Source organism: Paenarthrobacter sp. 22069 (genome assembly GCF_052046035.1).
GTDB lineage: Bacteria > Actinomycetota > Actinomycetes > Actinomycetales > Micrococcaceae > Arthrobacter.
The window spans coordinates 118,238-139,572 of record NZ_JBQEQF010000001.1 but is presented as its reverse complement, the minus strand read 5'-3'; the positions used below and the strand labels follow the sequence as shown (position 1 = coordinate 139,572).

The following is a 21,335-nucleotide window of genomic DNA, read 5'->3' as shown; positions in this document are numbered from 1 at the left end:
ATAGGCATGTTAGGCAATGAGGAAGCAGGAGACCAAGTGTCTGAGCAGGAGCTCGAGGTAACCGAGACTGGGCTGGAAGAATCCCCGGACGTCGCGGCAGAAGCCGGTACGGAGTCCGAGGTGGAGTCCTCCACGCCCGAATCCGACGACGCCGCCTCCGACGACGCAGAGGCAGCCGACGCCGACTCTTCTGATGCCGACGGCGAAGAAGGGGCCGACGACGCCCTTGCCGCCGCAGCAGCCACCGCAGCCGCGGACCCCGCTGAGGAGTTCAAGGCAAAGCTGCGCCGCCAGGAAGGTGACTGGTACGTCATCCACTCCTACGCCGGTTACGAGAACCGCGTGAAGGCCAACCTTGAAACCCGCATCCAGACCCTGGACATGGAAGATTACATCTTCGAGATCCAGGTGCCCATGGAGGAAGTCGTGGAGATCAAGAACGCCCAGCGCAAGGTGATCAACCGCGTCCGCATCCCCGGTTACGTCCTGGTCCGCATGGACCTGACCGACGCCTCCTGGGGCGCCGTCCGCCACACCCCCGGTGTCACCGGCTTCGTGGGCAACGCCCACAACCCGGTCCCGCTGCGCCTGGACGAGGTCTTCTCCATGCTCGCCCCTGTCTTCGAAGAAGAGCAGGCCGAGAAGGGCAAGCCGGTCAACAAGCAGAACCAGGCTCCCGTGGCCGTGGACTTCGAAGTGGGCGAGTCCGTCATCGTCAAGGAAGGTCCGTTCGAGACCCTCCCGGCCACGATCTCCGAGATCAAGCCCGAGTCCCAGACCCTCGTGGTACTGGTCTCCATCTTCGAGCGCGAAACGCCCGTTACCCTGGCGTTCAACCAGGTCACCAAGATCTGACAACCCAAAGATTTCGTCCCGGCACCGCCCGCTTAGCGGCACCGGAACGGCCGGCCGCCTCGCCATGGCGGCCACAAACCTGAGGCACGCTCCTGTGCCCCAGGACGTTATTGAGAGAAGGACCCTACATTGGCTCCCAAGAAGAAGGTCACCGGCCTCATCAAGCTGCAGATCCAGGCAGGTGCCGCCAACCCGGCCCCGCCGATCGGTCCTGCGCTTGGCCAGCACGGTGTCAACATCATGGAATTCTGCAAGGCGTACAACGCTGCGACGGAAGCCCAGCGCGGAAACGTCATCCCCGTGGAAATCACGGTCTACGAGGACCGTTCCTTCACGTTCATCACCAAGACCCCGCCGGCTGCAGAGCTCATCAAGAAGGCTGCAGGCGTCGCCAAGGGTTCATCCACCCCGCACACCGTCAAGGTTGCCAAGCTGACCCAGGCCCAGGTCAACGAGATCGCCTCCACCAAGATGGAAGACCTCAACGCCACCAGCCTCGAAGGCGCAGCCAAGATCATCGCCGGCACCGCCCGCTCCATGGGTATCACCGTCGAGGGCTGACCACCCCTACCGCTGTCCCGCGTCAGGGTACTTGACGACGACGGGCCGCACCGCCGGGATACCGGCACCTAAAAACTGAAATGTTGGCCATCCGGGCCGGATAACGAACCGGGTTGCCGACTGTGGCAGGGCCCAGCGCGGTCCGCAGACCACAACTGCACAAGGAGAAATAAGCAGCATGGCAAAGCGCAGCAAAGCATATGAGGCAGCAGTCGCCAAGATCGATGCAACCAAGCACTACGCACCGTTCGAGGCAGTAACGCTGGCCAAGGACACCAACCCGTCCAAGTTCGACGCCACCGTTGAGGTTGCATTCCGCCTCGGCGTCGACCCCCGCAAGGCTGACCAGATGGTCCGCGGCACCGTCAACCTGCCCCACGGCACCGGTAAGACTGCCCGCGTTCTGGTCTTCGCCACGGGTGACAAGGCTGAGGCCGCAATCGCAGCCGGCGCCGACTTCGTTGGTTCCGACGACCTGATCGAGAAGATCGCCGCCGGCTGGACCGACTTCGACGCCGCCGTTGCCACCCCTGACCTCATGGGCAAGGTTGGCCGCCTCGGTAAGGTCCTGGGCCCCCGTAACCTGATGCCGAACCCGAAGACGGGCACCGTGACCCCCGACGTCACCAAGGCTGTCAACGACATCAAGGGTGGAAAGATCGACTTCCGCGTCGACAAGCACTCCAACCTGCACTTCATCATCGGCAAGGTTTCCTTCGACGCCTTGAAGCTCGCCGAGAACTACGCCGCTGCCCTGGAAGAGGTCCTGCGCCTCAAGCCGTCCGCAGCAAAGGGCCGCTACATCCAGAAGGCCACCGTGGCCACCACGTTCGGCCCGGGCATCTCCGTTGACCCCAACGTCACCAAGGTGCTCACCGAGGCATAGTCCCCGATAAGTGTTCCTGCCCCGGATTGATTCCGGAGCACCCGAAGACCGCCCCCGGCGCGCGTATGCGCCGGGGGCGGTCTTCTTTTGTGCCCGCAAACTGTGCCTAAGCTGGCCCCATGGACCAGCCCGTGCCAACCGGCCCCCTGCCCTCCCGGCCGCACCCCGATGTGGTGATAGCCGCCGTCGAAATTCCACCGCGGGGCGTGCACGCCAGCCGGGATGCATCAAGCGCGGCCGCTGGACGGTTTGCGGATTTCTTTGCCTGCCAGGCCCTGCAGGAAGCCCACGCAATGGACGTCTGGGGGAGCCTGGAGCGATGCCCCACACTGGCCGAGGCACTGGAGTACTGGCGCGGCAACCGGTACGAGGAACGGCATCTGTTCCTTGCCCGGGCCGGCCGGGAAGCAGTGGGGCTGTGTTCGGTCGCGCTGCCCCTGCGCGAGAACCGGGCCACCGCCGGGATCGACGTCCTGGTGGACCCGCGCTGGCGGCGCAGGGGAGTGGGACGGGCGCTGCTGGATCAGGCGGAAGCCGTGGCCCGGAAGCGCGGGCGTTCATCGCTCGAAGGCTTCCATGAACTGCCCCTTGAGGCGGTGCCGCCCGGAGCCCGCCTGGTCACGGCAAAGTCCGGGGCAGGTGCCCTGCCTTTGGCTGATCCGGCCACCGCCTTTGCCCTGGTCCACGGGTATGAGCTTGAGCAGGTGGAACGCTCCAGCCGGCTCACGCTGCCCGTGCCCGGCCAACTGCTGGAGCGGCTGGAGACCGACGTCCGCCGCCACGCGGGAGACTACGTCCTGACGGGCTGGGACGGCCACTGCCCGGACGGATTCCTTGCCGGCTACGCGGGGCTGAGGGCGAGGATGAGCACGGACGCGCCCACCGCCGGCATGGACTGGGAGCGTGAGGACTGGGACGCCGTGCGGGTGCGGGAGGACGAGCAGGAACTGGTCCGCGCCGGCGTCCAGTCATCGGTGGCGGCCGCCCTGCACCGGGCCACGGGTGAGCTGGCCGCCTACAGCGTCCTGACGTGGCGCGCGGAGGTGCCTGAATCAGTCATCCAGCAGGACACCCTGGTGGCAGGGGAACACCGCGGCCACCGCCTGGGCATGCTCGTGAAGACGGCCAACCTGCGCCGGATTTCGGAGAAGTGGCCCGGCGCGCGCTCGGTCCTGACATGGAACGCCAGCGAAAACCAGCATATGCTGGCGATAAATACCGCACTTGGATTCAAGCCCGCTGGCTATGAAGGTGAGTGGCAGAAACGGCTGGGATGATGCCCCGTATGGCAAAAGACGTGAAGATCGAGCAGCTATGGATCCCCGACTCACTGGACACCCCCGACGCAATGGACTTCCTCGCCGCCGTCGAAGTGGGCCGCAAAGTCCGCATGGCCACGTGGGGCAGCGATGACCTCGCTTACGGTCCGATGGAAAAGCTCCTCGAATTCGCAGACCCGTATGAACGTCAGCTCATCCTGGTGGCCAAGGTGGACGGCGAAATCATTGGCACGGTGGACATTGCGCTGCCACTGACGGACCACCTTGACCTGGCTGAGCTCACGCTGGACATCCTGCCGGAGTTCCAGCGCCAGGGCGTCGGGCGGCGGCTGCTTGAGGCCGCGGAACAGCTGGCCCGCGGCGAAGGCCGGAGCATGATCCTGGTGGATACGAACCATCCCGGCGCGTCGCTGCATGAATTTGAACAGGCGCAGCTGGTACCCGGTTCAGGCCAGGGATTCGTGCCCCTGGAGAGCCGCGAAGTGGAGTTCGCCCAGAAGACCGGCTACACGCTGCAGCACATCGAGCAGTTCAGCTCCTGCCTGCTGCCCCTGGACTCCAAACTGGTGGCCGACCTCCAGGCTGAGGCGGAGGAGGCCAACAACGGCAGGTACCGGCTGCACCACTGGACGGACCGCTGCCCGGACCGCTGGCTGGAGGCCGTGGCCGTCCTGGAGAACCAGGCGGGGGCGGACGTCGACCCGTCACTGGACCCGCCCATCGAGCAGGACATGGTGTTCGACGGCGGCATCCTGCGGGAGGCCGAAGACGTCGCCATCGCGCAGGGCCGCAGGACCGTGGTCACCGCCGTGGAGCACGTCGCCACCGGTTCGCTGGTAGGACTGACAACCATCACCGTGCTGGCCCACCGGGCCGATGTCGTCTTTCAGGACGACACCCTGGTCCTGCAGGAGCACCGGGGCAACAAGCTGGGGCTGCTGATCAAGGTGGCCAACATGGTGCGGCTCAGCGAGCAGTTCCCGGACGCGCGCATCATCTACACGTGGAACGCGCCCGAAAACCGGTACCTCCTGACGGTCAACAGGCAGCTCGGATTCCAGACCGCCGGGGTGACCGGGATCTGGCAAAAGGAGCTTCCCACGCGGCATACCAGCACCAGCTGACGGCCCGATTTGGCGGACCGGCAACGCCTCCCGTAAGCTTGGAGTACCAAAGACCGTCGGTTGTTGGAAATCCACTCTCCTGAACATGGCTCAACTCTGCAGTTGTGCTCCGGGGACCACAGTGGCTTTCCGGACGAAGGACCCTCAACGCAGGGCGGCCGGCGCAGGTGAACGAAGCAAAGCTCCACGGTTGAACCGTGTTGAGCCAAGCCCCGTGCATCTGCGCGGGGCGTTTTTAGTTTTAGCTCTCTTGAGCGGGGACCGTCGAATACCGGCACTATCCCCGGAAGGAGGGTTATGGCAACGCCTACCAAGGTTTCAGCAGTAGCTGAGATCACTAACGATTTCAAGGAATCGAACGCCGCTGTCCTGACCGAATACCGCGGGCTCACCGTTGCACAGCTCAAGCAGCTGCGTGTTTCTCTCGGCCAGGACACCAAGTTCGCGGTCGTCAAGAACACCCTGACCGCAATTGCAGCCAAGGAAGCCGGCGTCGAAGCATTCGACGGCCAGCTTGCCGGCCCCACTGCAATCGCGTTCATCAAGGGTGACGCAGTTGCCGCTGCCAAGAGCCTGACGGATTTTGCCAAGGCCAACAAGCAGCTGGTCATCAAGACCGGTTACTTCGAGGGCAAGGCGCTGGACGCCACCGAGGTTGCCGCACTGGCTGCCCTCGAGTCCCGTGAGCTGCAGCTCGCCAAGGTTGCAGGCGTCCTCAAGGCACCTGCCGCCGCTGCTGCACGCATCATCGACGCACTGCGCCTCAAGCTTGAAGAAGAGAACGGTGCACCGGCAGCTGCCGAAGCGCCCGCCGCTGAAGAAGCCCCTGCCGCTGAAGCTGAAGCTGCCGCCGAAGCTCCCGCTGCCGAAGAGAACTAATTCTCTTACCCCCACCAGACTCCGGTTCCGGCACGGCCCTGCGCCGTTCGGATACCACAACAGGAAGGACGCCTACCATGGCGAAGCTCAGCAACGAAGAGCTCATTGAAGCTTTCAAGGAACTGACCATCATCGAGCTCTCCGAGTTCGTCAAGCTCTTCGAAGAGACCTTCGAAGTTACCGCTGCTGCTGTAGCTGTTGCCGGCCCCGCTGCCGGTGGCGCTGCTGAAGAGGCTGAAGAGAAGACTGACTTCGACGTCATCCTCGAAGCTGCCGGTGACAAGAAGATCGCAGTCATCAAGGAAGTTCGCGCCATCACCTCCCTCGGCCTCAAGGAAGCTAAGGACCTGGTTGACGGTGCCCCCAAGGCTGTCCTCGAAGGCGCCAACAAGGAAGCTGCCGAGAAGGCCAAGGAGCAGCTCGAGGCTGCAGGCGCTACCGTTACCCTCAAGTAACAACGCCTTTTCCCGGAAAACCCCGTCCACTTCGGTGGGCGGGGTTTTCCCGTTTAAGTGAGCTGGGTAGCAGGTGAACTGTCGTTTTGGGTGGCAGAACGACTGTTGGCGCTACCCCGAGGGGTCGCTGATGTCGGCCACCACGGCGTGCAAAGCTTCAGTCAGGGCGTCGGCGTCAACGAACGCGCTGTAGCCGTGGGCACCGGCGCCCATGGAGATCCGGCGCCCGGTGATGGTGGCGTCCGCGTAGACCGGCCAGGTGCCGGTGCTCCCCAGCGGCGTGATGGTGCCCCGCTCGTAGCCCGTTGCCTCCAAGGCCACGTCAGCCGGGGGCAGCGAGAGCTTGTTAACGCCCACCAGGGCCCGCAGTTTGGGCCAGGAGATCTGCCGGTCACCCGGGATCAGGGCAAACAGGAACGTGCCGTCCTTATGCTTGACCACCAGCGACTTCACGATGTCCGCCGGGTCGATTCCCAGGATCCCCGCGGCTTCCTCGAGACTCTTCGCAGCGGGACGTTCCACAACCTCCACGTGAAGCCCGCGGGCCGCGGCGTCGGCCAGGAAACGCTCCCGCCCGACGCCGTCTGTTGCTGTTCCGGTTCCGCCCGCCATCAGTCGCGGTACAGCAGGAGGGCCTCGCCCTGCCCGCCCCCGCCGCAAAGGGAGACCGCGGCCTTGCCGGTCCCGCGGCGCATAAGCTCGTGCGCGGCATGGGCAGCAAGCCGTGCGCCCGACGCTCCGATCGGGTGGCCCAGGGCAATGGCTCCGCCGTGGATGTTGCATTTCTCCAGCGGGTAGTCCAGGTCCTTCAGGGACTGTACTGCCACCGACCCGAACGCCTCATTGATCTCGATGAAGTCAAGGTCCGCGGTGCTCCAGCCAGCCTTGCCGAGCGCGTTCATGATCGCGTTGGACGGCTGGGAATGCAGCGAGTTGTCCGGCCCGGCCACCTGACCGGGCTTTCCAACCACCGCAAGATAGTCCAGCCCGCGCTCCTCCGCATAGCCACGGGAGGCGAGCACCAGCGCAGCGGCGCCGTCCGAAAGGGGAGAGGAGTTGCCGGCAGTGATGGTTCCGTCGGTCACGAACGCCGCCCGCAGCCCCGCCAGCGACTCAACCGAGGTATTGGGGCGGACGCCCTCGTCGGTCGCCACCACCAAGGGCTCGCCTTTACGCTGCTTCACGCTGATCGGCGCGATCTCGCCGTCGAACGTTCCGTTCTTTGCCGCCAGTGCGGCGCGCTGGTGCGACTGCGCGGCCACGTTGTCCTGTGAGCTGCGGTCGATGCCGAGCGTAAGGTTCCATGTCTCGGTGGACAGGCCCATGGACTGTCCGTCAAAGGCGTCGGTCAGGCCGTCGTGCGCTGCAGCGTCCAGCGCCTGGATGGAGCCGTAGGTCCAACCCTGGCGTGAGCCGGGGAGCAGGTGCGGTGCCCGGCTCATCGACTCCTGGCCGCCAGCCACCACTACTGCGGCTTCGCCGGCGCGGATCATGCGGGCTGCGTCGATCACGGCGGTCAGGCCGGAGAGGCATACCTTGTTGACCGTCACTGCAGGGACGTTCCAGCCGATGCCCGCGCCGATGGCGCTTTGCCCCGCCGGGTTCTGCCCGGCACCTGCCTGCAGCACCTGGCCCATGATGACGGCTTCCACGTCGGCGGCGTCGACGCCACTTCCGTCCAGGGCGGCCCTGATGGCGTGGGCGCCCAGGTCCACTGCCGTGAGACTGGACAGCTGGCCGTTGATCCGGCCCTGCGGAGTCCGCGCTGCCCCAAGGATGACAACGTCGTTGCTGTCAGGAGAGTTGGCCATGGTTACCACTTTCAATCCGGTTCCGGTGTAAGCCACCAAGGCTATCGTGAGCCTGGTCACCTATTTATTCAAACGCCGGAACCACTATGTGCATTCCTGCATTGTCCGGCCCCCGCCGTCGGCCGGCGGGGGAGAGGTCCCCATCGGCGCCATGTGCACGACGGCGGCAGCTTGCGTAGGGTGGACGGCGAGGCTTCGCAGGGGGAGACGGTTTGCAGGGGACAGCCAGGTCCGAAAGCCGGGAAGGACGGGGCGACGACGTTGAAGAATTCAGTTACCGCGGCGGCCATCGCCGCCATGGCGGCACTGGCAGGCGGTGCGCTTTCCGGCTGTTCGGTGTCCACCCCGGCTCCGCCGGAGCCGGCCCAGGCAACGGTGCCAGCCAGTGCAACGGTGCCAGCCAGTACGCAGCATGCCAGCGCCCCGCCGGCCCAGGCCCGTGAAACGGACAGGCGCAACCCTGCCGCCGGGACCAAGGAAACCAAGGAGGCCTGCGAACTCTTCAACAAGCTGGTGGCCGATTACGCCGCCGTTTCACCCACTGATTCCAAGGGGTACGAGGACGTCTATCTCCAGGCGCAGGATGCCAAGGACGCGGTTTCCGGCGACCTCCAGGGACTGTTCGCCTCGCTGGGCCTGCTCGCCATCGACCACTCCGCGGCCGCTGAGACCGGCGGCAGGCCCGCGAAGGAGTCCCAGGACGCGGTACGGGACGCCGTGTTCGCGAACTCCGCAGCCTGCACTGCCGAAGGGGTGACGCTTCGCCTCTGAGCCCGTGGGCGAGTGCAGGGGACGCCCCGCCGGGCAGTCAAAAACAGTGCTTGCAATCCGGCAGGATGTGGGGTAGACACGTAGGCTATTTTGCCGTATCGTAGATATTTGCGTCTTCCCTGTTTACCTTCAGCCTTCATATAGCGGTGGGCTTCGCCTGGCAGCTGGCAATCAACGTGCCCAACAACGGTCACAGCATAGCCGGTCCAGGTCCCGGGTCATATAGCGGAACCGGATGGTAGCGCTGCGGAGTCACTCCGCAGGGTGCACAGCGGGGGAGATCTGAAAACGCCTGAAGGTCTGTGGAAGGATCCCTCTTGGTCGCCTCGAGCACCTCTAATAACGAAACCGCTAACACTGCCGACAGCACTGATGGTGCCACTCGCCGGCTCTCATTCGCAAAGATTCACGAACCTCTTGACGTTCCGAATCTGCTTGCCCTGCAGACGGACAGCTTTGACTGGCTGGTCGGCAATGAGCGCTGGCAGGCACGAGTGGCAAAGGCTGTCGAAGAAAACGATCTCAGCGTCGCCACCACGTCCGGCCTGTCGGACATCTTCGAAGAGATCTCCCCGATCGAGGACTTCCAGGGCACCATGTCCCTGAGCTTCTCCGATCCGGAGTTCGCTGACCCCAAGTACACCATGGCTGAGTGCAAGGACCGGGACGCCACCTACTCGGCTCCGCTGTACGTCAAGGCCGAGTTCATGAACAACAACACGGGCGAAATCAAGCAGCAGACCGTGTTCATGGGCGACTTCCCGCTGATGACCGAGAAGGGCACCTTCGTCGTCAACGGCACCGAACGTGTCGTCGTCTCCCAGCTGGTCCGTTCACCGGGCGCCTACTTCGAGCGCGCCGCTGACAAGACCAGCGACAAGGACATCTTCACCGCCAAGATCATCCCGTCCCGCGGTGCATGGTTCGAGCTCGAGATCGACAAGCGCGACCAGGTCGGTGTCCGCCTCGACCGCAAGCGCAAGCAGTCCGTCACCGTGCTGCTGAAGGCCCTTGGCTGGACTGAAGGCCAGATCCTCGAAGAGTTCGGCCAGTACGACTCCATGCGGGCAACCCTGGAGAAGGACGCCACCGAAACCCGCGAAGACGCCCTGCTGGACATCTACCGCAAGCTGCGTCCGGGCGAGCCGCCCACCGTCGAGGCTGCCCAGTCCCTGCTGGACAACCTGTACTTCAACTCCAAGCGCTACGATCTGGCCAAGGTTGGCCGCTACAAGATCAACCGCAAGCTGGGCATCGACCGCTCCCTTGGCGACAAGGAAGCTTCTGTCCTGCACGTTGAAGACATCGTTGCCATGATCAAGTTCCTCGTCGCGCTGCACGCCGGCGAGAAGACCATCAAGGGCACCCGCGATGGCCAGGAAGTGGACCTGCGCGTCGAGATCGACGACATCGACCACTTCGGCAACCGCCGCATCCGCGCCGTCGGCGAGCTCATCGAGAACCAGGTCCGCACCGGCCTGTCCCGCATGGAGCGCGTTGTCCGCGAGCGTATGACCACGCAGGACGTTGAGGCCATCACGCCGCAGACCCTGATCAACATCCGCCCCGTGGTTGCAGCCATCAAGGAGTTCTTCGGAACGTCCCAGCTGTCGCAGTTCATGGACCAGAACAACCCGCTCTCGGGCCTGACCCACAAGCGCCGCCTGTCCGCGCTTGGCCCCGGTGGTCTGTCCCGTGACCGCGCCGGCATGGAAGTCCGTGACGTGCACCCGTCCCACTACGGACGCATGTGCCCCATCGAAACCCCTGAAGGCCCGAACATTGGCCTGATCGGTTCGCTGGCATCCTACGGACGCATCAACCCGTTCGGCTTCATCGAGACCCCGTACCGCCTGGTCAAGGACGGCGTTGTTTCCGACGACGTCCAGTACCTCACGGCCGACGACGAGGCCGAGGTGCTGATCGCCCAGGCCAACGCGCCGCTGGATGAGAACAACAAGTTCGCCGAGGACACCGTCCTGGTCCGTGCCCGTGGTGGTGGAGGCGAGCCTGTGCTCGTGCCCGCAGCGGACGTCGAGTTCATGGACGTTTCCCCGCGCCAGATGGTGTCCGTGGCTACCGCCCTGATCCCGTTCCTGGAGCACGACGACGCCAACCGTGCACTCATGGGCGCCAACATGCAGCGCCAGGCCGTGCCGCTGGTCCGTTCCGAGGCCCCCTTCGTGGGCACCGGCATGGAGCGCGCCGCAGCTGTTGACGCCGGCGACGTTGTTATTGCCAAGAAGGCCGGTGTGGTCACCGAGGTTTCCGCCGAGCTCGTCATCATGCTCAACGACGACGGTACCGAGACCAACTACCGCATCAACAAGTTCGCCCGCTCCAACCAGGGCAACTGCTACAACCACCGCGTACTGGTGAATGAAGGCCAGCGCCTGGAAGTCGGCGGCATCATCGCCGACGGCCCGGCAACGGACCAGGGTGAGCTCGCCCTCGGAAAGAACCTGCTCGTGGCATTCATGTCATGGGAAGGCCACAACTTCGAGGACGCCATCATCCTCTCGCAGCGCATTGTTGCCGAGGACGTCCTTTCCTCCATCCACATCGAGGAGCACGAGATCGATGCCCGCGACACCAAGCTTGGTGCCGAGGAAATCACCCGTGACATCCCCAACGTGTCCGAGGAAGTCCTGGCAGGGCTGGACGAGCGCGGCATCATCCACATAGGTGCCGAGGTCGAAGCCGGCGACATCCTGGTCGGAAAGGTCACCCCGAAGGGTGAAACCGAGCTGACCCCGGAAGAGCGCCTGCTGCGCGCCATCTTCGGCGAGAAGTCCCGTGAAGTGCGCGACACCTCCCTGAAGGTGCCCCACGGCGAGTCCGGCACCGTCATCGGCGTGCGCGTCTTCGACCGCGACAACGACGACGAGCTCCCCCCGGGCGTGAACCAGCTGGTCCGCGTCTACGTGGCCGCCAAGCGCAAGATCACCGACGGCGACAAGCTCGCCGGCCGCCACGGCAACAAGGGTGTTATCTCCAAGATCCTCCCGATCGAGGACATGCCCTTCCTTGCCGACGGCACCCCCGTTGACATCGTCCTGAACCCGCTGGGTGTTCCGGGCCGTATGAACGTGGGCCAGGTGCTCGAAACCCACCTTGGCTGGGTTGCCAAGACCGGTTGGAAGATCGAAGGCGAGCCCGAGTGGGTCAAGCAGCTGCCGAACCTGCCGCGCGAGAGTGGTCCCACCACTGTTGCAACGCCGGTGTTCGACGGCGCCCGCGAAGAGGAAATCACGGGCCTGCTGGATTCCACCAACGTGACCCGTGACGGTGACCGCCTGATCAACTCCTCGGGCAAGACCCGCCTGTTTGACGGCCGCTCCGGCGAGCCGTTCCCGGATCCGATCTCGGTCGGCTACATGTACATCCTGAAGCTCCACCACCTGGTGGACGACAAGATCCACGCACGCTCCACCGGCCCGTACTCCATGATCACGCAGCAGCCGCTGGGTGGTAAGGCACAGTTCGGTGGCCAGCGCTTCGGTGAAATGGAAGTGTGGGCGCTCGAAGCTTACGGCGCCGCCTACACGCTCCAGGAACTCCTCACGATCAAGTCTGACGACATCCACGGTCGTGTGAAGGTCTACGAAGCCATCGTCAAGGGCGAGAACATCCCCGAGCCGGGCGTTCCCGAATCCTTCAAGGTCTTGATCAAGGAAATGCAGTCGCTGTGCCTGAACGTGGAAGTTCTTTCCACGGACGGAACCACGATTGAAATGCGTGACTCTGATGACGCAGTCTTCACGGCTGCGGAGGAACTGGGCATCGATCTGTCTCGTGCAGAGCCCAGTTCCGTAGAAGAGGTCTAGAAGGCAAGCGTTCGNNNNAACGCCACCTCCCTCATCCCGCACCTAAGACTTCAGAATTTAGAGAACAAGAGAGAACAGGGACCATATGTCCAGCGAATCCTCCTTCGGCCTCATGCAGATCGGCCTCGCCACCGCGGAAGACATCCGCGGCTGGTCGTACGGCGAGGTTAAGAAGCCGGAAACCATCAACTACCGCACGCTCAAGCCCGAGAAGGACGGCCTCTTCTGCGAGAAGATCTTCGGCCCGTCCCGCGACTGGGAATGCTACTGCGGCAAGTACAAGCGCGTGCGCTTCAAGGGCATCATCTGTGAGCGCTGTGGCGTCGAAGTCACCCGCGCCAAGGTCCGCCGTGAGCGCATGGGCCACATCGAACTGGCCGCCCCGGTCACGCACATCTGGTACTTCAAGGGTGTTCCCTCCCGCCTGGGCTACCTCCTTGACCTGGCACCGAAGGACCTCGAAAAGGTCATCTACTTCGCTGCCTACATGATCACCAGCGTTGACGAAGCTGCACGCCACGAGGAACTGCCCAACCTGCAGGTTGAGCACGACATCGAGAAGAAGCAGCTGATCGACAACCGGGACGCCGACATCGCCGCGATCGCCCGCGACCTCGAAGGCGAAATCGCCCGCCTCGAGGGCGAAGGCGCCAAGGCTGCCGACAAGAAGAAGGCCCGCGACTCCGCCGACCGCCAGATGGCCAACGTGCGCAAGCGCGCCGACGCCGACATCGAGCGCCTCGAGCAGGTCTGGGACCGCTTCAAGAACCTGAAGGTCGCCGACCTCGAAGGTGACGAAGGCCTGTACCGCGAACTGCGCGACCGCTACGGCATGTATTTCGAAGGCTCCATGGGTGCCGAAGCCATCAAGAAGCGCCTTGAGAACTTCGACATGCAGGCCGAGTCCGAGTCCCTCCGCGATGTCATCGCCAACGGCAAGGGCCAGCGCAAGACCCGTGCCCTCAAGCGCCTGAAGGTGGTCAACGCATTCCTGACCACCAACAACAGCCCGCTTGGCATGGTCCTCGACGCCGTCCCGGTGATCCCGCCGGAACTGCGCCCCATGGTCCAGCTGGACGGTGGCCGTTTCGCGACCTCCGACCTCAACGACCTGTACCGCCGCGTGATCAACCGCAACAACCGCCTCAAGCGCCTGCTTGACCTGGGCGCTCCGGAGATCATCGTCAACAACGAGAAGCGCATGCTTCAGGAAGCTGTTGACAGCCTCTTCGACAACGGCCGCCGCGGCCGTCCGGTCACCGGACCGGGCAACCGTCCGCTGAAGTCCCTGAGCGACATGCTCAAGGGCAAGCAGGGCCGTTTCCGCCAGAACCTCCTCGGCAAGCGCGTCGACTACTCCGGCCGTTCGGTGATCGTCGTCGGCCCGCAGCTGAAGCTGCACCAGTGCGGCCTGCCCAAGCAGATGGCCCTGGAGCTCTTCAAGCCGTTCGTGATGAAGCGCCTGGTTGACCTCAACCACGCCCAGAACATCAAGTCGGCAAAGCGGATGGTGGAGCGCTACCGCCCGCAGGTCTGGGATGTGCTCGAAGAGATCATCACCGAACACCCGGTGCTGCTCAACCGTGCACCTACCCTGCACCGCCTGGGCATCCAGGCCTTCGAGCCGCAGCTTGTTGAAGGCAAGGCCATCCAGCTTCACCCGCTGGTTTGTGGCGCCTTCAACGCCGACTTCGACGGCGACCAGATGGCAGTGCACCTGCCGCTGAGCCCTGAGGCACAGGCTGAGGCCCGCATCCTGATGCTGTCCTCGAACAACATCCTCAAGCCCTCCGACGGACGTCCGGTCACCCTGCCTTCGCAGGACATGATCATCGGCCTGTACCACTTGACCACCAAGCGCAAGGGTTCAGCCGGTGAAGGCCGCATCTTCGGTTCGGTCTCCGAGGCCATCATGGCGTTCGACGCCCGCGAGCTGCACCTGAACTCGCAGGTCAAGATCCGCCTCGAAGGCTTCGTGCCGTACGCCGGCTGGGAAGCTCCGGAAGGCTGGGAACAGGGTCAGCCGGCTCTCGTCCAGACCTCCCTGGGCCAGGTCCTCTTCAACGAGACCCTGCCCGAGGACTACCCCTGGGTTGAAGCCGTTGCCGACAAGGGCGAGTTGTCCCGCATCGTCAACGACCTCGCGGAGCGCTACCCGAAGGTCGTCACGGCTGCCACGCTGGACAACCTGAAGGATGCCGGTTTCTACTGGGCCACCCGTTCAGGCGTCACCGTCGCCATCTCCGACATCGAGGTCCCGGCCGCCAAGCCGGAAATCCTTGCCGGCTATGAAGAGCGCGCCGCCAAGATCCAGGGCCAGTACGACAAGGGCCTGATCGACGACGACGAGCGTCGCCAGGAACTCATCGAGATCTGGAACAAGGCAACCAACGACATCGCGTCGGTGATGCGTGAAAGCCTGTCCCCGATGAACACCATCAACCGCATGGTGTCCTCCGGTGCACGTGGTAACTGGATGCAGGTCCGCCAGATCGCGGGTATCCGTGGCCTGGTGGCCAACCCGAAGGGTGAGATCATCCCGCGCCCCATCAAGTCCTCCTACCGCGAGGGCCTGTCGGTGCTGGAATACTTCATCGCCACGCACGGTGCCCGTAAGGGCCTGGCCGATACCGCTCTGCGTACCGCCAACTCGGGTTACCTGACCCGTCGTCTGGTGGACGTCTCGCAGGACGTCATCGTCCGTGAAGAGGACTGCGGCACCGAGCGCGGCCTGGTCACGCCCATCGCCGTCGCCGACTCCAACGGTGAGCTGGTCCTGGACGAGAACGTCGAGAACAGCGCCTACGCACGGACGCTGGCCGTCGACGTCGTCGACTCCGAGGGCAATGTCCTCGCAGCCGCCGGCACCGACTGCGGCGACGTGGTCATCGACGAGCTCTTCAAGGCAGGCATCACCGAGGTCAAGGTCCGCTCCGTCCTCACCTGTGAGTCCAGCGTTGGCACCTGCGCCCTGTGCTACGGCCGTTCGCTGGCCACCGGCAAGACCGTTGACATCGGCGAGGCCGTCGGCATCATCGCCGCACAGTCCATCGGTGAGCCCGGTACCCAGCTGACCATGCGTACGTTCCACACCGGTGGTGCTGTCTCGGCCGGCGGCGGCGACGACATCACTCAGGGTCTGCCCCGTATCCAGGAGCTCTTCGAAGCCCGTACTCCGAAGGGTGTTGCCCCGATTGCTGAAGCAGCCGGCCGCATCGCCATCGAAGAGTCCGAGCGCCAGATGCGCCTGGTCATCACCCCGGATGACGGCTCGGAAGAGATCGCCTACCCGGTGCTGCGCCGTTCACGCCTGCTGATCGAGGACGGAGACCACGTCTCCGTCGGCCAGAAGCTGATCAACGGCCCGGTGGACCCCAAGCAGGTCCTGCGCATCATGGGCCCGCGTGCGGCACAGAAGTTCCTGGTGGACGAAGTCCAGGGCGTTTACCGCAGCCAGGGCATCGGTATCCACGACAAGCACGTCGAGGTTATCGTGCGCCAGATGCTGCGCCGCGTCACGGTCATCGAGTCCGGTGAATCGGACCTGCTGCCCGGCGAGCTCGCCGAACGCAGCCGGTTCGAGGAAGCGAACCGCCGCGTCGTGTCCGAGGGCAAGACTCCGGCTTCCGGACGTCCCGAGCTCATGGGCATCACCAAGGCATCACTGGCCACCGAGTCCTGGCTGTCCGCAGCTTCCTTCCAGGAGACCACCCGCGTCCTGACGCAGGCGGCCATGGAAGGCAAGAGCGATCCGCTGCTGGGCCTCAAGGAGAACGTGATCATCGGTAAGCTGATCCCGGCCGGCACGGGCCTCCCGCGCTACACCGAGGTCACCGTGGAGCCCACTGAGGAAGCAAAGGCCAACCTGTTCACCGGCCCCAGCGCATTCAGTGACTTCTCGTACGACACCCTGGGTGGAGACGGAGCTCCCGAGTTCCACGCCATCCCGCTGGATGACTACGACCTGGGCAACGACTTCCGCTAATTCGGAAGCCTGACGACGGATGGTCCCGCACCGCAAGGTGGGGGACCATCCCCGTTTAACCATCGATTAAGGCATGGAGCCTGTCCATGCTAGACTTGTTACCAATTGTTATTGTGGCAGTGGATGAGTGCGCCGGTCTTGGCTGAAAAGCTGGACCAGAGCGACGTTTCCGGTTTGCAGGGTTCTTGTGCAACGTATGCCACATTTTTGCATGCCTAGGGAACATTGGTCCTGAACCGGTTCCCATGTATTGCAATCCGACTATTAAGGCTTCGCCTTCGCCGCCTTGGAGATCATCTTCGTGGCCCGGGCGGCGGGGCATCGCAACAAGAGAGTGGCGGGAAACAGCCACTCCGGATAAAACGGAGAACACGAGAGTGCCTACGATTAACCAGCTGGTCCGCAAGGGCCGCACGCCTAAGGTCTCAAAGACCAAGGCTCCCGCGCTTAAGGGCAGCCCCATGCGCCGCGGTGTCTGCACCCGCGTCTACACCACCACCCCGAAGAAGCCGAACTCGGCTCTGCGTAAGGTGGCACGTGTGCGCCTCAACGGCGGCGTGGAAGTTACCGCCTACATCCCCGGTGTTGGCCACAACCTGCAGGAGCACTCCATTGTGCTCGTTCGCGGTGGTCGTGTGAAGGACCTCCCGGGTGTCCGCTACAAGATCGTCCGTGGCGCCCTCGATACCCAGGGTGTGAAGAACCGTAAGCAGGCCCGCAGCCGCTACGGCGCAAAGATGGAGAAGAAGTAATATGCCTCGCAAGGGTCCGGCCCCCAAGCGGCCGCTCGTTTCGGATCCGGTATACGGTTCCCCGCTGGTAACCCAGCTCATCAACAAGGTGCTCGTTGACGGCAAGAAGTCCACGGCAGAGCGCATTGTCTACGGTGCACTCGAAGGTGCCCGCGCCAAGTCCGGCGGCGACCCCGTTGCAGCCCTGAAGAAGGCCATGGACAACGTCAAGCCTTCCCTCGAGGTCCGCTCCCGCCGTGTCGGTGGCGCCACCTACCAGGTTCCGGTTGAGGTTAAGCCGGGCCGCTCCACCGCACTCGCCCTGCGGTGGCTGGTTGGCTACTCCAAGGCCCGCCGCGAAAAGACGATGACCGAGCGCCTCCAGAACGAAATCCTGGATGCGTCCAACGGTCTCGGTGCCGCTGTGAAGCGTCGCGAAGACACCCACAAGATGGCCGAGTCCAACAAGGCCTTCGCACACTACCGCTGGTAATACTCCCCGGGCGCCGCCGGCTCAACCGAGCCGGCGGCGAACGTGTAGTCCATCCCAAAAGGAGACCCCGTGGCACAGGACGTGCTTACTGACCTTAGTAAGGTCCGCAACATCGGCATCATGGCCCACATCGATGCCGGCAAGACCACCACAACCGAGCGCATCCTGTTCTACACGGGTGTGAACCACAAGATCGGCGAAACGCACGACGGCGCTTCGACCACTGACTGGATGGAACAGGAAAAGGAACGCGGCATCACCATCACGTCTGCCGCCGTGACCTGCTTCTGGGAAAACAACCAGATCAACATCATCGACACCCCGGGCCACGTGGACTTCACGGTTGAGGTTGAGCGCTCCCTGCGCGTCCTCGACGGTGCAGTTGCCGTCTTCGACGGCAAGGAAGGCGTTGAGCCGCAGTCCGAGACCGTATGGCGCCAGGCTGACAAGTACAACGTCCCGCGTATCTGCTTCGTCAACAAGATGGACAAGCTCGGTGCTGACTTCTACTTCACCGTAGACACCATCATCAGCCGCCTCGGCGCCAAGCCGCTGGTCATGCAGTTGCCCATCGGTGCTGAGAACGACTTCATCGGCGTCGTCGACCTGCTCTACATGCGTGCCCTGGTGTGGCCCGGCGATGCCAAGGGTGACGTCACCATGGGTGCCAAGTACGAGATCCGCGAGATCCCGGCTGACCTCCAGGAAAAGGCTGAGGAATACCGCGCGAACCTCGTTGAGACCGTCGCTGAGTCTTCCGAAGAGCTCATGGAGAAGTACCTCGAGGGTGAAGAGATCTCGATCGACGAGCTCAAGGCCGGCATCCGCAAGATGACGATCAACTCCGAGCTGTACCCGATCTTCTGCGGTTCCGCCTTCAAGAACCGCGGCGTTCAGCCCATGCTCGACGCAGTGGTGGACTACCTGCCGAACCCGCTCGATGTCCCCCCGATGGTCGGCCACGATCCCCGCGACGAAGAGAAGGAACTGACCCGCAAGCCTTCCGCTGAAGAGCCGTTCTCGGCCCTGGCGTTCAAGATTGCGGCACACCCCTTCTTCGGCCAGCTCACCTTCATCCGCGTGTACTCCGGTCACGTGGAAGCAGGCGCGCAGGTGGTCAACTCCACCAAGGGCAAGAAGGAGCGCATCGGCAAGCTCTTCCAGATGCACGCCAACAAGGAAATGCCCGTTGAGGGCGCTACCGCCGGCCACATCTACGCAGCCATCGGCCTGAAGGACACCACCACGGGTGACACCCTGTGTGATGCCAACAACCAGATCGTTCTCGAGTCCATGAGCTTCCCGGAGCCCGTGATCTCGGTTGCCATCGAGCCGAACACCAAGGGTGACCAGGAGAAGCTCTCCACGGCCATCCAGAAACTCTCCGCTGAGGACCCCACCTTCCAGGTGTCCCTCAACGAAGACACCGGCCAGACCATCATCGCCGGCATGGGCGAGCTCCACCTGGACATCCTGGTGGACCGCATGCGCCGCGAATTCAAGGTCGAGGCAAACGTGGGCAAGCCCCAGGTTGCTTACCGCGAAACGATCAAGCGCGCCGTCGAACGCCACGACTACACGCACAAGAAGCAGACCGGTGGTTCGGGCCAGTTCGCAAAGATCCAGATCGCGATCGAGCCGCTGGACACCGCCGAGGGCGAGCTGTACGAGTTCGAGAACAAGGTCACCGGTGGCCGCGTTCCGCGCGAGTACATCCCGTCCGTCGACGCGGGCATCCAGGATGCGCTGAACGACGGCGTCCTGGCCGGCTACCCGGTTGTGGGCATCAAGGCGACGCTGATCGACGGCGCCTACCACGATGTTGACTCCTCGGAAATGGCCTTCAAGATCGCAGGCCGTATGGCTTTCAAGGAAGCTGCACGCAAGGCGAATCCCGTTCTGCTCGAACCGCTGATGGATGTCGAGGTCCGCACCCCTGAGGAATACATGGGTGAAGTTATCGGTGACCTCAACTCCCGCCGTGGCCAGATGCAGTCCATGGAAGATGCACAGGGCGTCAAGGTCATCCGTGCGCACGTTCCGCTGTCCGGCATGTTCGGCTACATCGGTGACCTGCGCTCCAAGACCCAGGGCCGCGCTGTGTACTCCATGACGTTCAACAGCTACGCCGAGGTCCCGAAGGCTGTCGCCGACGAGATCATCCAGAAGTCCCGCGGCGAGTAGTCCTTCGGACTTTCAAAGCGAACACCCTCGGCTGTGCTGGCCGCCAGCGGACAGCACAGCCGGTGCAGGTGGCCTGGCCGGCCGGAATCAACCGGCAAGCCGGTCCGGCCTCTGCACGAACAGGCTCAGGGGATTAGTATTAGTTCCTGAATCTGCAATTTCACCAATCCAAAGCCCCCCAAGTAGACTTGCCTGAGTTCTACCGCGATAAGCGCGGCTGGAGGGCAAGCTATTTGAAAACGTTCTAGGAGGAACCTGTGGCAAAGGCAAAGTTCGAGCGGACTAAGCCGCACGTCAACATCGGCACCATTGGTCACGTTGACCACGGTAAGACGACGCTGACGGCCGCCATTTCCAAGGTGCTGTACGACAAGTACCCGGATCTCAACGAGAAGCGTGACTTCGCGTCGATCGACTCTGCACCCGAAGAGCGTCAGCGCGGTATTACCATCAACATCTCCCACGTGGAGTACCAGACCGAGAAGCGTCACTACGCACACGTAGACGCCCCCGGCCACGCTGACTACATCAAGAACATGATCACCGGTGCTGCCCAGATGGACGGCGCAATCCTGGTGGTTGCTGCTACTGACGGCCCGATGGCCCAGACCCGCGAGCACGTTCTGCTCGCCCGCCAGGTTGGTGTTCCCTACCTGCTGGTCGCGCTGAACAAGGCTGACATGGTCGACGACGAGGAACTGCTGGACCTCGTTGAAATGGAAGTTCGTGAGCTCCTGAGCTCGCAGGGCTTCGACGGTGACGAAGCTCCGGTTGTCCGCGTTTCCGGCCTCAAGGCCCTGGAAGGCGACCCCGAGTGGGTCAAGTCCGTTGAGGACCTGATGGCCGCTGTCGACGAGTCCGTTCCGGACCCCGTACGTGACCGCGACAAGCCGTTCCTGATGCCGATCGAGGACGTCTTCACCATCACCGGCCGTGGCACCGTTGTTACGGGCCGCGCCGAGCGTGGAACCCTCGCCATCAACTCCGAGGTCGAGATCGTCGGCATCCGCCCGGTCCAGAAGACCACGGTTACCGGTATCGAGATGTTCCACAAGCAGCTCGACGAAGCATGGGCCGGCGAGAACTGTGGCCTCCTGCTCCGCGGTCTGAAGCGCGACGATGTCGAGCGTGGCCAGGTTGTCGTCAAGCCGGGTTCCATCACCCCGCACACCGACTTCGAGGCCAACGTCTACATCCTGTCCAAGGACGAAGGCGGACGTCACAACCCGTTCTACTCCAACTACCGCCCGCAGTTCTACTTCCGTACCACGGACGTAACCGGCGTTATCACCCTGCCCGAGGGCACGGAAATGGTTATGCCTGGCGACAACACTGAGATGACCGTTGCGCTCATCCAGCCGATCGCTATGGAAGAGGGCCTCGGCTTCGCTATCCGTGAAGGCGGCCGCACCGTTGGTTCGGGACGTGTTACCAAGATCATCAAGTAATACTTGCTGAACTGAAGGACAGCCCCGCTGCGAAAGCAGCGGGGC

16 protein-coding genes are annotated in these 21,335 nt (G+C 63.6%); 14 read left to right on the top strand and 2 right to left on the bottom strand.

The genetic code is table 11. From position 1 onward, the window contains the following. Window positions 1-36 precede the first annotated feature (36 nt). From nusG to rplL, 7 genes are all read left to right on the top strand, one after another. On the top strand, window positions 37-855 hold the full coding sequence (gene nusG, locus ACTJK0_RS00665) for a transcription termination/antitermination protein NusG (protein ID WP_440743877.1): 819 nt from the start codon (window positions 37-39) through the stop codon (window positions 853-855). A gap of 129 nt (window positions 856-984) precedes the next feature. Next, a complete protein-coding gene (gene rplK, locus ACTJK0_RS00660) occupies window positions 985-1,416 on the top strand; it encodes a 50S ribosomal protein L11 (RefSeq protein WP_018760472.1) in 432 nt (143 codons plus the stop codon). 178 nt (window positions 1,417-1,594) lie between these two features. Beyond that, window positions 1,595-2,302, top strand: a complete 708-nt coding sequence (rplA, locus tag ACTJK0_RS00655; protein WP_110541337.1) for a 50S ribosomal protein L1 — start codon at window positions 1,595-1,597, stop codon at window positions 2,300-2,302. Between the two features lie 119 nt (window positions 2,303-2,421). Next, a complete protein-coding gene (locus ACTJK0_RS00650; RefSeq protein WP_440743876.1) occupies window positions 2,422-3,579 on the top strand; it encodes an N-acetyltransferase family protein in 1,158 nt (385 codons plus the stop codon). Between the two features lie 8 nt (window positions 3,580-3,587). Continuing rightward, window positions 3,588-4,706, top strand: coding sequence for a GNAT family N-acetyltransferase (locus ACTJK0_RS00645; RefSeq protein ID WP_440743875.1), 1,119 nt, complete (start codon window positions 3,588-3,590; stop codon window positions 4,704-4,706). A 297-nt stretch (window positions 4,707-5,003) separates the two neighbouring features. After that, a complete protein-coding gene (gene rplJ, locus ACTJK0_RS00640) occupies window positions 5,004-5,585 on the top strand; it encodes a 50S ribosomal protein L10 (RefSeq protein ID WP_018769122.1) in 582 nt (193 codons plus the stop codon). Window positions 5,586-5,662: 77 nt separating this feature from the next. Beyond that, the gene (gene rplL / locus ACTJK0_RS00635; protein WP_009358316.1) at window positions 5,663-6,040 is read left to right on the top strand and encodes a 50S ribosomal protein L7/L12; all 378 of its coding nucleotides are present in this window, start codon (window positions 5,663-5,665) and stop codon (window positions 6,038-6,040) included. 111 nt (window positions 6,041-6,151) lie between these two features. Here rplL and ACTJK0_RS00630 read toward each other — a convergent pair whose 3' ends face one another. Together ACTJK0_RS00630 and ACTJK0_RS00625 are read right to left on the bottom strand one after the other, a co-directional pair. Continuing rightward, window positions 6,152-6,652, bottom strand: a complete 501-nt coding sequence (locus ACTJK0_RS00630; RefSeq protein ID WP_440743874.1) for an aminoacyl-tRNA deacylase — start codon at window positions 6,650-6,652, stop codon at window positions 6,152-6,154. Then, on the bottom strand, window positions 6,652-7,851 hold the full coding sequence (locus tag ACTJK0_RS00625; RefSeq protein ID WP_440743873.1) for an acetyl-CoA C-acetyltransferase: 1,200 nt from the start codon (window positions 7,849-7,851) through the stop codon (window positions 6,652-6,654). Before ACTJK0_RS00625 ends, ACTJK0_RS00630 begins: the two co-directional genes overlap by 1 nt. 261 nt (window positions 7,852-8,112) lie before the next feature. Between ACTJK0_RS00625 and ACTJK0_RS00620 the strand changes: the two genes are divergently transcribed. From ACTJK0_RS00620 to tuf, 7 genes are all read left to right on the top strand, one after another. Next, entirely contained in the window at window positions 8,113-8,622 is a 510-nt protein-coding gene (locus ACTJK0_RS00620) for a hypothetical protein (RefSeq protein WP_440743872.1), read from the top strand. A gap of 317 nt (window positions 8,623-8,939) precedes the next feature. After that, a complete protein-coding gene (gene rpoB, locus ACTJK0_RS00615) occupies window positions 8,940-12,449 on the top strand; it encodes a DNA-directed RNA polymerase subunit beta (RefSeq protein WP_110542084.1) in 3,510 nt (1,169 codons plus the stop codon). A gap of 85 nt (window positions 12,450-12,534) precedes the next feature. After that, window positions 12,535-16,434 (top strand): DNA-directed RNA polymerase subunit beta', encoded by a 3,900-nt coding sequence (locus ACTJK0_RS00610; RefSeq protein WP_110541332.1) that lies wholly within the window; start codon window positions 12,535-12,537, stop codon window positions 16,432-16,434. A 377-nt stretch (window positions 16,435-16,811) separates the two neighbouring features. Then, window positions 16,812-17,186 carry a 30S ribosomal protein S12 gene (gene rpsL / locus ACTJK0_RS00605; protein WP_009358312.1) on the top strand — a complete coding sequence of 125 codons (375 nt, stop codon included), beginning with the start codon at window positions 16,812-16,814 and terminating at the stop codon, window positions 17,184-17,186. 1 nt (window position 17,187) lies between these two features. After that, window positions 17,188-17,658, top strand: a complete 471-nt coding sequence (gene rpsG, locus ACTJK0_RS00600) for a 30S ribosomal protein S7 (protein ID WP_003803829.1) — start codon at window positions 17,188-17,190, stop codon at window positions 17,656-17,658. 69 nt (window positions 17,659-17,727) lie between these two features. Further along, window positions 17,728-19,842, top strand: a complete 2,115-nt coding sequence (gene fusA, locus ACTJK0_RS00595) for an elongation factor G (protein WP_110541331.1) — start codon at window positions 17,728-17,730, stop codon at window positions 19,840-19,842. A gap of 257 nt (window positions 19,843-20,099) precedes the next feature. After that, a complete protein-coding gene (gene tuf, locus ACTJK0_RS00590) occupies window positions 20,100-21,290 on the top strand; it encodes an elongation factor Tu (RefSeq protein ID WP_056334246.1) in 1,191 nt (396 codons plus the stop codon). The last annotated feature ends 45 nt before the right edge of the window (window positions 21,291-21,335 follow it).